The 13143-nt window shown below is 43.3% G+C and carries 10 protein-coding genes; 5 read left to right on the forward strand and 5 right to left on the reverse strand.

Annotated elements, in window-relative coordinates:
* The first annotated feature begins 206 nt into the window (after positions 1-206).
* The 5 genes from QYT14_RS02025 to QYT14_RS02045 all read left to right on the forward strand — a co-directional run bounded on the left by QYT14_RS02025 (position 207) and on the right by QYT14_RS02045 (position 8791).
* Positions 207-1379, forward strand: a complete 1173-nt coding sequence (locus QYT14_RS02025; RefSeq protein ID WP_237038936.1) for a FecR family protein — start codon at positions 207-209, stop codon at positions 1377-1379.
* A 16-nt stretch (positions 1380-1395) separates the two neighbouring features.
* Positions 1396-4788, forward strand: coding sequence for a TonB-dependent receptor (locus tag QYT14_RS02030; RefSeq protein ID WP_237038935.1), 3393 nt, complete (start codon positions 1396-1398; stop codon positions 4786-4788).
* 19 nt (positions 4789-4807) lie between these two features.
* Positions 4808-6274 (forward strand): RagB/SusD family nutrient uptake outer membrane protein, encoded by a 1467-nt coding sequence (locus tag QYT14_RS02035; RefSeq protein ID WP_237038934.1) that lies wholly within the window; start codon positions 4808-4810, stop codon positions 6272-6274.
* A 22-nt stretch (positions 6275-6296) separates the two neighbouring features.
* Positions 6297-7457, forward strand: a complete 1161-nt coding sequence (locus tag QYT14_RS02040; RefSeq protein ID WP_288324303.1) for a metallophosphoesterase — start codon at positions 6297-6299, stop codon at positions 7455-7457.
* A 125-nt stretch (positions 7458-7582) separates the two neighbouring features.
* A complete protein-coding gene (locus QYT14_RS02045) occupies positions 7583-8791 on the forward strand; it encodes an L-serine ammonia-lyase (RefSeq protein ID WP_237038932.1) in 1209 nt (402 codons plus the stop codon).
* Positions 8792-9045: 254 nt separating this feature from the next.
* On the opposite strand, the gene QYT14_RS02050 is transcribed toward QYT14_RS02045, so the two are convergent.
* From QYT14_RS02050 to QYT14_RS02070, 5 genes are all read right to left on the reverse strand, one after another.
* On the reverse strand, positions 9046-9171 hold the full coding sequence (locus tag QYT14_RS02050; RefSeq protein WP_288324302.1) for a hypothetical protein: 126 nt from the start codon (positions 9169-9171) through the stop codon (positions 9046-9048).
* 29 nt (positions 9172-9200) lie between these two features.
* On the reverse strand, positions 9201-9641 hold the full coding sequence (locus tag QYT14_RS02055; protein WP_237038931.1) for a PepSY-like domain-containing protein: 441 nt from the start codon (positions 9639-9641) through the stop codon (positions 9201-9203).
* A gap of 94 nt (positions 9642-9735) precedes the next feature.
* Positions 9736-10305, reverse strand: coding sequence for a DUF4738 domain-containing protein (locus tag QYT14_RS02060; RefSeq protein WP_288324301.1), 570 nt, complete (start codon positions 10303-10305; stop codon positions 9736-9738).
* Between the two features lie 209 nt (positions 10306-10514).
* A complete protein-coding gene (locus QYT14_RS02065) occupies positions 10515-11201 on the reverse strand; it encodes a TrkA family potassium uptake protein (protein ID WP_237038929.1) in 687 nt (228 codons plus the stop codon).
* Positions 11202-11205: 4 nt separating this feature from the next.
* Positions 11206-13035 (reverse strand): potassium transporter TrkG, encoded by a 1830-nt coding sequence (locus QYT14_RS02070; protein ID WP_288324300.1) that lies wholly within the window; start codon positions 13033-13035, stop codon positions 11206-11208.
* Positions 13036-13143: the final 108 nt, after the last annotated feature.

Below are 13143 nucleotides of genomic sequence, written 5' to 3' on the forward strand. Positions count from 1 at the left end.
ATTGCAGAGCAAAAAAGCTTTGCGGCAAAGCATACGTGGATTATTTCAAAGCACATGCCGATTAAAACAGATTTTTTCATTGATACATTCTTTATTTTTGAAAAAGAAACAGGAAAGAGTATATTTTAAAAAAAGTTCGTTTTTAATTCACCCTATTTCTTAATTGACCTGTATTATTATAAAAGACAATAAAAACAGGTAAATATATGATAAAACAAGATTTCCATATTGCTAATCTGATAGCCCGACATTTATCCGGTGAAATTACCCCTAAAGAAACCGAACAGTTAAACAGTTGGAGAAACGAAAGTATCTCTCACGAAAACCTCTTCAAAAAAATATGCAAAGAAGAGAATTATAGGAAACACATCGAAAAGAGCCATTCATTCAACACAGAAACAGGATGGTCGGAAGTAAAGAAACAAATCAAGAAAGACAACCAAAACAAGCATTTTATAAACGTGCTGGGTTATGCGGCCGCCATTTTATTACCTATCCTATTTATCGGTATTTCAATAAGATACAGTTCGCACAGCCATGGAGACCAGCAGACTTTAATGGCTCATCATCCCATTTTACCTGGACAGGCAAAAGCTATTCTGACGCTGGACAACGGACAAACTATCAATCTGAACAAAGAAGCAGGTACCGAATTACAAAAACTGGAAGGTACAAGTATTGTAGTCGATTCCACCACTTTAAATTATCAGACAGCACAGAGTGCCCTTCCCAAAACAAGACCTATATATAATAAGGTAGAAATTCCACGAGGAGGTGAATATGCACTTGTTTTGAGTGACGGCACCAAAGTGCACCTGAACTCCATGAGCAGTCTGCGATTTCCGGTAACTTTTGCCAATGAGAAAAGAGAGGTCGAACTGGAAGGAGAAGCCTATTTTGAAGTAAGCAAAAATGGCTTGCCGTTTATAGTCAGCACTCATGGAATGCAAATCGAAGTATTGGGAACAACTTTCAACGTATCGGCTTATCCGAATGAAGAGTGCCAAACGACATTAGTAAACGGTTCTGTAAAAATCAATGCAGGCCAAGGAGAAAGCCTTATACTGAAACCATCCCAACAGGCCTCCATTGCTCCAGGCAGCAATGACATACAGGTAAAGACCGTCGATACTTCCTTTTATACTTCATGGATAAAAGGTAAAATCAACTTTAAAGACCAACGCCTGGAAGATATCATGAAGATACTGTCGCGCTGGTATGACATGAAGGTGGTCTATGCAAACGCTGATATAAAAAATATACGCTTCGGCTGCAATATCGACCGTTATGAGGATATTGCTCCATTCGTCAACCTACTGGAAAAGACTGAAAAAGTACACGTCAAGATTAAAGATAAAACAATAACATTCTATAACTAATTTAAAAGTAATTACTATGGACAAGAGAGACAATTACACTAAGCATGGGAAAAGTAGTAAACGTCTGTGGATTACGTTTCTATTTTTCTGTATCATCGCTACCGGTTTCATGCAAGCATCCAACAAAATGTTTGCACAAACCACTGTCACAGCAACATTCAAGAATGCTACTCTGACCGAAGTACTTTGGGAAATCCAAAGACAAACCGACTTTACATTCGTTTATAGTACTCAAGATGTAAAACAGGTTAAAGTCCAAAACCTAAATGTAAACAATGAAAGGATTGCCAACGTATTGGATAAATGCCTTCAAAATAGCGGACTTACTTATGCTGTGCATGACGGAGTGATTGCTATCAAACCGGCAAGCGAAGCTAAAGAAAACGCTGCTCCGCAACAAAAGAAAACCATCACCGGAACAATCATAGATGAATCCGGCTCCCCCGTTATCGGTGCTAATATCCTAGTCAAAGGAACTACAAACGGTACCACCACCGATTTCAACGGTCATTTCTCATTAGAGGTAAACCAAGTTCCGGCTACGTTGATTATTTCTTATATCGGATATACCCGCCAGGAAATCAAAGCTGTAGCAGACAAGCCACTGAAAATTTCGCTGGTACCGGACAATAATATGATAGATGAAGTGGTTGTTACCGGTTACGGTACGTTCAAAAAATCGGCCTATGCCGGTTCAGCATCCAATGTCAAAGCAGACAAAATGAAAGATATTCCTACCGTATCTTTTATGGATATGCTGCAAGGCAATGCACCGGGCGTACAATTCAGTTCTTCATCCGGCCAACCGGGTGCTTCCGCATCATTAAAAATTCGCGGTATGGGTTCATTCAATGCCAGCAACTCACCTTTGTACGTCATTGACGGCATACCCGTACAGTCAGGTTCCATCAACTCCATCACGTCAGATGCCGGACTGGATGCCATGGCTACTATCAATAGCTCGGATATCGAAAATATCACTATCATCAAAGATGCCGCTGCTGCTTCATTATACGGCTCACGTGCCGCTAATGGTGTCGTTTTAATCACGACCAAGAAAGGAAAAAGCGGCAAACCGCAAATTTCTTTGAAAGCAGACTGGGGCTCTTCTGACTTTGCCATGGATTATCGTCCGGTGATGAACGGTGAACAACGCCGTGAATACATCTATAATGGTCTCAGCCTCAACCAATATAGAAAATTGGCCAAAAAGAACAAAGACGGTTCTATGAGCGAAGAAGAGATGTGGAAGCAGGCAAACGAATATGCAGATGGCAAGATAGACAAATATGCTCCCATCCCCTGGTGCGGTTTTGAAGATTGGGATAAATATATGTTCAAGAAAGGTAATCACCAAAATTATGAATTATCTTTATCCGGCGGTACAGATAAACTGAAATACTATTCTTCTTTAGCATATATGAAGCAACAAGGTATCGTTCAAAACTCCGGTATTGAACGCATGACAGGACGTGTAAATGTAGACTTTCAGGCTACTGACAAACTTAAAGTGGGTGGCAACATGATGTTTACCAGCCTTACTCAGGATGTATATAGCGAAGGAACAAGTTACACTGCCCCATTCTATGCCGCACGCAGCAAAGTAACTCCATCCGACCCTGTCTATAATGAAGACGGAACTTATAATCAGGATCTATTATCTAACAAAAGACGTAATCCGGTATTGGCAGCAGAATATAACTACCAACGCGAATATGTGAAACGTACATTCAATACCATTTTTGCAGAGTATGAATTTATCAAAGACCTGAAACTGAAATCAACATTCAGTTATGACTACAGTGTCAGTAAAGGTAAAGATTGGAAAGATCCCCGCACATCGGACGGAGAAAAGAACAATGGCGGTATGGAAAAAAAATACAGTGAATACAGCCGTATGATATGGGGTAACCAACTGAGTTATCGCAAAACCATTGCCGACAACCATCACTTGGATGCATTGGTAGCCTATGAAATAGATTCAAAAGAAAGTGACGGACTATCAGGATATGTCACCAACTTCCTGACTCCCTCTAAAAATGAAATTTCCAACGGACAAACTCAAGAATCCATCAGCGGTTCCAGCAGTAAGACCCGCATGGTTTCATACGTAAGCCGTTTGAATTATGATTATAAGAACAAATACTATATCGGCGGAAGCTATCGTATGGATGGCAGTTCACGCCTGCACAGAGACAATCGTTGGGGTAGCTTCTGGTCGGTTTCCGGTGCATGGAGAATGATGGAAGAAGAGTTTATGAAACCTGCCAACGATTGGCTGACCGACCTGAAACTGCGCGTATCTTACGGTGTAAACGGAACATTACCGTCAGACTATTTCGGTTATATGGGCTTAAGCAGTATCAGTGGCGGTTACATGGAACAGCCCGCCATTGCCCCCTCACAAATAGAAAACAGGAACTTAGAATGGGAAACCAACTATAACCTCAATATCGGCCTTGACTTCTCATTATGGAACCGTATCAATTTTACACTCGAATACTATACCAGAACCACAAAGAACTTGTTGATGGACTGTCCGGTTTCCATGACTACAGGATTCAGCTCTTACTTGATGAATATCGGTGAAGTAAAGAACAAGGGATTTGAATTTGAAATCAACTCAACGAATATCAAGACAAAAAATTTCACATGGAACACCTCGTTCAATATCTCACACAATCAAAACAAGATTGTAAAACTGGACGGTGAACAGACCCAGATTATCAGTGGTACTCAAATCCATAAAATCGGCAGTTCATACCGCACATTTTATATGATTCAATTTGCAGGTATCAACCCCGAAACAGGTGCACCGCAATTCTATACCAACGAACAAGATGCCAATGGCAACTACATCAAAGAGATAACAGAAGACCCAAGCAAAGCAAAATCAATAGCTTTGGATAAGCAGGCAGAGCCGAAAGTGACCGGTGGATTGTCAAACACATTACGTTACAAATGGTTTGACCTGAGCTTCATGTTCTCTTACCAGTTCGGTGCATACTCTTACGATACATGGGCACAAAAAACCGAACACGGAGGTTCTGAACTACTATTGAATATTCCGACCTATTACCTGGACAACTGGAAAGAACCGGGCGACGTTAGCAAATACGAAGTCTTCATCGAATCTCCATCTGTCAAGATGAAATCCGTGACAACAGACCGCCGTCTGCACAGCACCGACTTTATCCGATTAAAGACTTTAACTTTCGGTATCACAGTGCCTCAGAGTTGGACGCGCAAACTTGGAATCGACAACCTCCGTTTCTACGCCTCAGCAAACAATCTGTGGACATGGGCTGCCTATGATTATTACGATCCGGAAGCAGTCAGCGGTGGTACCGCCGGTTGGGGAACTCCTCCTTTGAAGACTGTCACTTTTGGTCTTAACATGAATTTCTAACCCTAAAAAAGAATGTAAAATGAAAACTATAAAATACTTATTTTTGGGAGCTCTATTAAGTCTCACCACAGCTTGCGGCAATGATTGGCTGGATTTGGAACCAACGACCAAAGTACCGTCAGATACCGCCATTGAGAATCTGACCGGAATGGAAGCCAGCCTTAACGGTATATACGACCTCATGCGTAATGCATATTATTATTCGGGACGCATGATGTATTATGGAGATGTAACGGGAGATGACGCCCAAGCCATTGAAACAGGCAAACGAACCAGTAGCTATTATTTCCTGAACTATACAAAAGACAATGGACCGTCTACCCATTGGTCTTATGCATACAAGATTATTCAAGATTGCAATATCATTCTAGGCAGCTGCGATAAACTGGAAATCAATGAAGATGATGAAGACGACTTCAACGACCTGAAAGGACAAGCTTTGGCATTACGCGGCATGGCATTATTCGACCTCACCCGTTTCTTTGGCTATCCGTATGCCAAAGACAACGGTGCATCTTTAGGCGTGCCCATCGTCAAAGAGATTTCCGACACAGAAAGCAAACCTTCACGTAGCACTGTTGCCGAATGTTACGAAGCCATAATCAATGACCTGAAAGATGCTTCCGAACTGTTGAGTGGCAGTTTCAATAAAGGTAAAATAAACAAATGGGCAACACTGGCACTGCTGAGCCGAGCCTATCTGTATATGGAAGACAACACCAATGCACTCGCCACCGCCGAAGCAGCTATCAAAGGGGCAGAAGGCAAAAAGTATGCCTTGTGGACAAACGAAGAATATCCCAACGCATGGGAAAAAGAATACGAAAAATCAGCTCCCGGCGAATATCTGTTCGAGCTGGTCAACCTCACCGTGGATGGAGTGGGAAAAGAAAACATCTCCTATCTGACTTGGGAGGACGGTTATGATGACTATTGTCTGACTTCCTCCTTCTATGAAGTGATGAAAGAAGACCCCGACGATATCCGTAACACAGCATACGTAATCGGTAAAAAAGCCAAACGAGCTTATATCAACAAGTTCCTTCCCCAAGGTGACAAAGCAAGAGAAGACGCCAGCATTCATGTATTACGCCTTTCCGAAGTCTATTTGATTGCAGCCGAAGCAGCTGTCAAACTAAACAATAACGACAAGGCAGTGAAATATCTGGATGCCATTGTAAACCGTGCCAATCCCGAAAAGACGGTAAAAGGAAAGACCATCACATTGGACGATGTCTTGCTGGAACGCCGTAAGGAACTCTTTGGTGAAGGACACCGCATGTTTGACGCCATCCGTAACCACAAACGTATTGAACGCACGGAAGCCACCAAGACATTCCCTGAAATAGCAGATACCAAACACATTTCCATGCTGGAGGAGAGTATGTCATTCGACTGGAGTTACTACCGCGTTGTATTGCCGATTCCTAAAGCGGAAATCAATGCCAATCCCAATATTCTGCAAAACCCCGGTTATGGCGATTAATCATTAAAACAAATATATGCTTATGACAAGAAAAGCCAGCTTAATCAACTACTTTCTTCTTGCATTCACCCTAACCTTTCTCAGTTCCGGCCTCACGGCCGGAACTCTTGGTTTAGACGGCAAAAAAAAGGATAAAGAGAAAAAAGAAGAACTATCGGCCGACGGACCTTACGTGCTCTATCAGCCTGATGGGAAAATCCGTGTAATCAGCATCGATGTAAAAGGAAAAATCACCGACAACACCTATCCAACCTTACCCAAAGACTTCACCCTGCACGTGACAGACCACAAAGGCAATTATCCTTTCGATGTAAAACTTCATCCGATAAGACGTCCCGACTGGCAATATGCGCAACCGGCAAAGGTATTCGTCATGTCCGACCCCCATGGAAGATTGGATTGTGTCATCAGCCTGTTACGCGGAAACGGCATTATCGACAAAAACTATAAATGGAGTTTCGGCAACAATCACCTGATGATCATCGGCGATATATTTGACCGTGGAAAAGACGTTCCCCAAATCTTTTGGCTTTTTTACAAGCTGGAAGATGAAGCTGCCCAAGCAGGCGGGCACGTATCTTTCATGCTGGGCAACCATGAACCGATGGTGCTTGCCAACGACCTGCGCTACACCAAAGGAAAGTATAAACTGCTAGCCGAGAAATTGGGCGTCGAATATCCCCGCTTATTCGCTCCCGACACCGAACTGGGTAGATGGATCGGTACGCGTAACACCATGCAAATCATTGGCAATGACCTCTATGTGCATGCCGGTCTTGGAAAACAGTTCTATGACCATAACCTGAACATTCCTACGGTAAATGAAGAAATAAGCAAAGCCCTCTTTATGAATAAAAAAGAACGTAAAGCTCTTTCTCCCCTCACTGCCTTTCTATACGGCAACGACGGCCCAATCTGGTATCGGGGACTTGTGCGGAAAGACGCCAAATATCATCCCATGCCACAAGACTCTTTACAGATGGTAATGGAGCGTTACAAAGCACGGCATATCATTGTGGGACACACCATCTTCAAAGACATCTCCACATTTTATAATGGTAAAGTTATCGGCGTAAACGTAGACAATAAAGAAAACCGCAAGAAAAAACGCGGACGCGCCATACTGATAACCAATGGCACTTACTACGTAGTGGGAGATAAAGGAATCCAACGGAAGCTTTAAAGGTCTCTGTCACAAACAAGAGGAAACGTCAAAAAGTCCTCTTGTTTTTTTATTCTCTTCTTGCTCCTTTTTCTCCTTTAATTTTATATCTTTGTTTCCGAAAATATTAACCTTTATAAAACAAAATGAAATCAATCCGAGAACTCTATCGCATAGGTACCGGTCCTTCCAGCAGTCACACGATGGGACCGCGCAAGGCTGCTGAAATATTTCTGGAGAGACATCCCGAAGCAAAAGCCTTTCAAGTAACATTATATGGAAGTCTTGCAGCCACCGGCAAAGGCCACATGACCGATGTAGCCATCCTCGATACATTGCAACCGCATGCACCTGTCGAACTGATATGGAAAGCACACATCTTCTTCCCTTTCCATCCCAATGGTATGACATTCAAGTCATTGAACGAAAATGGAAAAGTCACAGACGAATGGACTGTGTTCAGCGTGGGAGGCGGCGCACTGGCAGAGGAAGGACACGACAAAGGTTCCACTCCCGACATATACAACATGAGCCGAATGAGTGAAATCCTGTATTGGTGCGAACATACCGGTCGCAATTATTGGGAATATGTTCAGCAATGTGAAGACGAAGATATTTGGGACTATCTGGCTGAAGTATGGAAAACCATGAAAGAATCCATCGAGCGCGGTTTGGACCAAGAAGGCGTATTGCCCGGCCCGCTGAACTTACGCAGAAAAGCTTCCACCTACTATATCAAAGCCAAAGGCTACAAAGATAATTTGCGCTCACGCGGACTAGTTTTCTCGTATGCACTGGCTGTGAGCGAAGAAAACGCTTCAGGCGGAAAGATAGTGACTGCCCCCACCTGCGGTTCCTGCGGCGTGGTTCCGGCAGTGCTTTATCACTTGCAGAAAAGCCGCGACTTCAGCGACACCCGTATTCTGAGAGCGCTTGCCACAGCAGGATTAATAGGAAATATTGTAAAGCATAATGCATCTATTTCGGGAGCCGAAGCAGGCTGTCAGGCGGAAGTGGGAGTCGCATGCTCCATGGCATCTGCCGCTGCCAGCCAATTGTTTGGCGGAAGTCCCGCACAAATAGAATATGCTGCCGAAATGGGATTGGAGCACCACTTAGGTATGACTTGTGACCCTGTGTGCGGATTGGTACAGATTCCGTGTATCGAGCGCAATGCTTATGCTGCCGCACGTGCACTGGATGCCAATATTTATTCGGCATTTACCGACGGCAACCACCGCGTCTCGTTCGACAAAGTGGTAGAAGTGATGAAACAGACAGGACACGACCTTCCTTCTCTTTATAAAGAAACCAGCGAAGGCGGTCTGGCAAAAGACTATAAACAGATGGAATAATACTAATAATGGGCGGATAACTCATCCGCCCATTATTAGTATTATTCCTGTTCCTCTCCCCACAAGTCCACATCACTTGGCGCTTTCCATACCGCCCATGCAATGCATCCGCCTATCAGGACAAGAAACAATATTATACATAGCCATATCATACTCTAATTTTATTTATCTGTTATAATCGAAGCAAAGTTATATAAAATTTCCTAACCATATCAATAATCGTTTGGAATAAATATGATTGGCACGCAATAGACTCAGCTCTCCTTTTGGGCTATTGCAATCCATGAATGGCGTACTGCACAAGAGGCCGGCGTGTAATGTTGTCTCACCAAACGTACTTTTCCCGATTGCCTCTTCTCGAAAATTCCAATTCTATTCATCGTTTTTTATAATAAAGAGTTGAAGACAATCAGTCACTTAGTTTCAGGAATCCACCAAACTGATCAAAGTCCACTTCCAGCCCATTCTCTAGGGTAAGTTCATAGCCCTTGCGGTCACGCTCTATCTTGACAATCTTATGGCCGCCATAATTTTTCTGCATATATTTGGCTATCGTATTAGGAATAAATGTGGCAGGTACGGACTTGTTCTTACAGTCAATTTCAAGCCACTCTCCTTTTGAGTTGAACTCCAGCTCGATGCCATCGGACATCTTCACGTCATAAGAGGTGGAAAGAAAGATATCTTTCTCAATCTTGATATACTCCACTTTTGCTTGCGGAAAATGCTTGCCAATCATCTCACGGGCAGCAACGGGCAGTTTATTCACGTCACGGGTCACTTTGTCACCGGCCTGGCTGAACTGTACAAAGCACAACAGCAGGGCAAATAAGGCAAAAATCTTTTTCATAATCTTACTCATTTTTTAGTTTGCAATGTAACTCACACAACAACCTAATACATGAAAAGATTGAATGCCTTCTTTTTATTTCCTTATTTTAGAATTAATTAAGGCTGTCACTTTGCAGTGGAGGCAAGTCTCCCATGTCTTCATCTCTCTCCATGCTCATTTTGCCGTCGGGAGTAATGGCAATGGAGAAAGGGATATATAAATCGGTCATTGGAATACTGACACTGGCAGCCAAAATGATATTCTTGGAATTCGAAGTTTTTTCATCGTCAAACACCATTCCTTCGAGGATGGAATGCGCCAGATAACGTTCGGGAATGAGGGAAGCAAAATTTTGCTTGGTAAAAGTCTTTGAGAAGAGAGTTGTCCCGTTTTCGCGGGTAATTTTAAGCACAATGCGATTGTCAGCAAAAATGCCGGCATCACTCTTTACGCTCTTCAGGGAGTCGCTGGGCGAACGGTCAATGAACAGCCTATACTTCTTCCCCTTGCAAACAATATCCTGATTAATGCGCGAAACCTGCATGCGCTGCACGCCTGTCACACGGTCTACGCTGTCTATCTGAAATATATGTTGGTCTGAATCGCCCGAAGCATCTTTCTTGCTTCCGCAACCGGTTGCCATGCATAGCACAACGGCAAATATGAAATATAGTTGTTTCATTTTACTCTCACTTTTGTGATGGCAAAGTAACAAAAAGGAACGGACACAAGCAAATAAACGTCCATAAAAAGCGAAAACCGGGCAATATCACATTGGCCGGCCTTCAGAGAAAACTAAAAACTAAACTAAATTATTATATTGGTTAGACTTCAAGAAAAGGGAAAGGTTTAATGGAAGAAGAAAAAAATCAAAAAAAGTTTTCCCCTCCGTTATAATGCTTTCCAAAAATCCATAAAGTCTTTATATTTTCCATAACATACCAGCCGGTCTTCTTCTTCCAACTGATAATCTTCCTCAAATTTATTTTCCACTGCATGCTCCATGACAGAAATGCCCAGACTATTGACCACCTGCTTCCCTTTTATCAGGGCGATAATCTTGATATTAAACTCTTTTTCCAGTGACAAATCGCTCACTTTATATCCCACGAAAGAGTCGGGCAACTTGAATTTCATCACATAATGTTCTTCATCTATCTCGAACGACTCCACATTGACATGCAAGTCCAACAACTGCACCAGACTACGCGCCGCCTCCTCTTCGGGCGTAAGAATACTATCAAGATTGAAAGCTTCCAGCACCGTTTTATGCACTTCGTCCACCGCACGCGCATAGATATGCTTCACTCCGTTCTTCTTCAGCAGCGCCACCACACGAATGGAAGCGCCGAAATTCTCACCTATGGCAACAATCACCACATCTACATCTTTCAGCGGCAACACCGAAAGTGACTGCTCGTCGGTAGCATCGATAATGAAGGAAGTGGCTATCTTGTCTTTCAGCACATCCACCCGGCGCTCGTTGGTATCCACGCCTATCACTTCGTGTCCCAGTGCAGAAAGTTCTTCTGCCAACACACTGCCGTAATTCCCCAAACCTATGATAATGTATTTCATATCGTTAGTTGATTATAATGTTATCACTCGGATATCTATATTTGGTTATTTTCTTCTGTTTGATAATGCTTGACATCAAGGTGAGCACACCCACACGGCCCACAAACATCAGAACAATGACTATCAACTTACTGTCGCTTCCCAGTGTGGGAGTCAAGTCGAGACTCGAACCGACCGTGCTCAATGCCGATGTACACTCAAATACCAATGCCATGACAGAGGCCTGCGGCTCCAACAGACTCAGCGTAAATATGCCTGCAAAAACAATGAGCAGATAAAGAATGAGCGTGGCATTGGAACGGCGGATGGAGTCGTGGGACAACTCACGGTTGAATATCGTGACTTTATCCGCCCCTATCAGGATGGCACGCAGATTGAGCATCACCACGGCAAATACATTCACTTTCACACCGCCCGCCGTAGACTGTGTGCCGCCGCCAATCATCATCAGTATCACCATCAGCAACAAAGTCTGCATACTGAAGGTAGTCATCCCCACACTGGAGAATCCCGCGGTGCGGGGACAAGTGGCATTGAAAAATCCCTGTACCCATTTATCCGTAGCCGACATTCCGGCAAAAGCATTGTTCCACTCAAGCGCAACGATGGCCACCGTTCCCACTATCAGCAAAATAGCGGTCATAATAAGCACGATTCGGGTATTCAGATTATAAAGGTGTATCTTGCGCAGCGTGCGTTTGTTTCCTTTGATGTAACGATGGTAAATACGTTTCGCTTCATAGGCAACCGTTTCATACAGATTCACCAATATAGGAAAACCGATACCACCGAGGATGATAAGGAAGGAAATGGTTATATAAATCGTATTATGACCGTGCATCACCATTTCATTGCCCAAATTGCCCGGCAGCGTAGAGAACCCCGCATTACAAAAGGCGGAAATGGAATGGAAGACGGAAAAGGCAAGCTCTTCCCTGACAGTCATATCCATTGTGCCGTGTATATTGAGAAAGATAATACCCATGCCGGCAGCTTCTATCACCAGCGTAAACCCCAATATATATAATAAGGTGGAAAGCAGGGAACTGAGAGATTGCGAGCTGACCATGTCGCGCACCACCAACTGATTGTAAAGAGACGTGTTCCCCATAAAAAACATGGCGAAGAAACTGGTCAGCGTCATCACTCCCAATCCGCCTATCTGGATAAGCATAATGATAATAAAGAGTCCTTCGGGAGTAAAAGTAGAAGAGACATCTACCGAAACCAACCCCGTGACACAGGTGGCACTTGTGGCCGTAAACAGTGCATCAATAAAGGATATGCCGTGATAAGTGGCACGCGGAAGCATCAGCAGGGCAGCCCCGATGAGTATAAATATCAAGAAACTGGATGCAAAAATCAGTGAAGGATTGGTACGCCTGCCCAGCAACCTGACAATTCCGTTGGAGAGTTGCAGCAAAGAGAGCAGCGTAAGCAGCACTACATGGTAGAGCCTGCTGTTGAAAAAAGCCCAAAAGGTATGAATGCCGCCCTGTACCTCCGGTTCATGAAACACCACCGGGACGAGAGTAAAGTAAAGCATAACGCTCAACAGCCATGCCAGTCCCCGATATTTGCGTCGGGTGTCGGAGTAATTCAACAACAGATGCAAGGTAGTATCCGTCAAAAAGACAATCCATACGATATGATACAGACGGTTGATGACTTCTATCTCCTGAAACGAAATAAGAAAACCGTGCTCATACACCAGTGTCATGATGAGAAGGGCGGACATCACATACGTAATGACATCCATCCATTTCAGCAACTGTTCAATATATGGCCTTACCAGCTTCTTGCGATAAATGAAAAGTTTGTGTAAACGCTCCATGTCGATTTATCTTGTATCTACAAATAATTCACTCCGTTTTAATCTCGAAAGCAAACTTAATCAAAATTTCAATATCTCTTTTAACTATAACAACAAATAACTTCTTGT

It is taken from the genome of uncultured Phocaeicola sp., assembly GCF_948499155.1.
Lineage (GTDB): Bacteria > Bacteroidota > Bacteroidia > Bacteroidales > Bacteroidaceae > Phocaeicola > Phocaeicola faecalis.

Coding starts and splice junctions, on each gene's coding strand:
- QYT14_RS02025 (WP_237038936.1), top strand. CDS start 207: ATGATAAAACAAGATTTCCATATTGCTAATCTGATAGCCCGACATTTA.
- QYT14_RS02030 (WP_237038935.1), top strand. CDS start 1,396: ATGGACAAGAGAGACAATTACACTAAGCATGGGAAAAGTAGTAAACGT.
- QYT14_RS02035 (WP_237038934.1), top strand. CDS start 4,808: ATGAAAACTATAAAATACTTATTTTTGGGAGCTCTATTAAGTCTCACC.
- QYT14_RS02040 (WP_288324303.1), top strand. CDS start 6,297: ATGACAAGAAAAGCCAGCTTAATCAACTACTTTCTTCTTGCATTCACC.
- QYT14_RS02045 (WP_237038932.1), top strand. CDS start 7,583: ATGAAATCAATCCGAGAACTCTATCGCATAGGTACCGGTCCTTCCAGC.
- QYT14_RS02050 (WP_288324302.1), bottom strand. CDS start 9,171: ATGAATAGAATTGGAATTTTCGAGAAGAGGCAATCGGGAAAAGTACGT.
- QYT14_RS02055 (WP_237038931.1), bottom strand. CDS start 9,641: ATGAAAAAGATTTTTGCCTTATTTGCCCTGCTGTTGTGCTTTGTACAG.
- QYT14_RS02060 (WP_288324301.1), bottom strand. CDS start 10,305: ATGAAACAACTATATTTCATATTTGCCGTTGTGCTATGCATGGCAACC.
- QYT14_RS02065 (WP_237038929.1), bottom strand. CDS start 11,201: ATGAAATACATTATCATAGGTTTGGGGAATTACGGCAGTGTGTTGGCA.
- QYT14_RS02070 (WP_288324300.1), bottom strand. CDS start 13,035: ATGGAGCGTTTACACAAACTTTTCATTTATCGCAAGAAGCTGGTAAGG.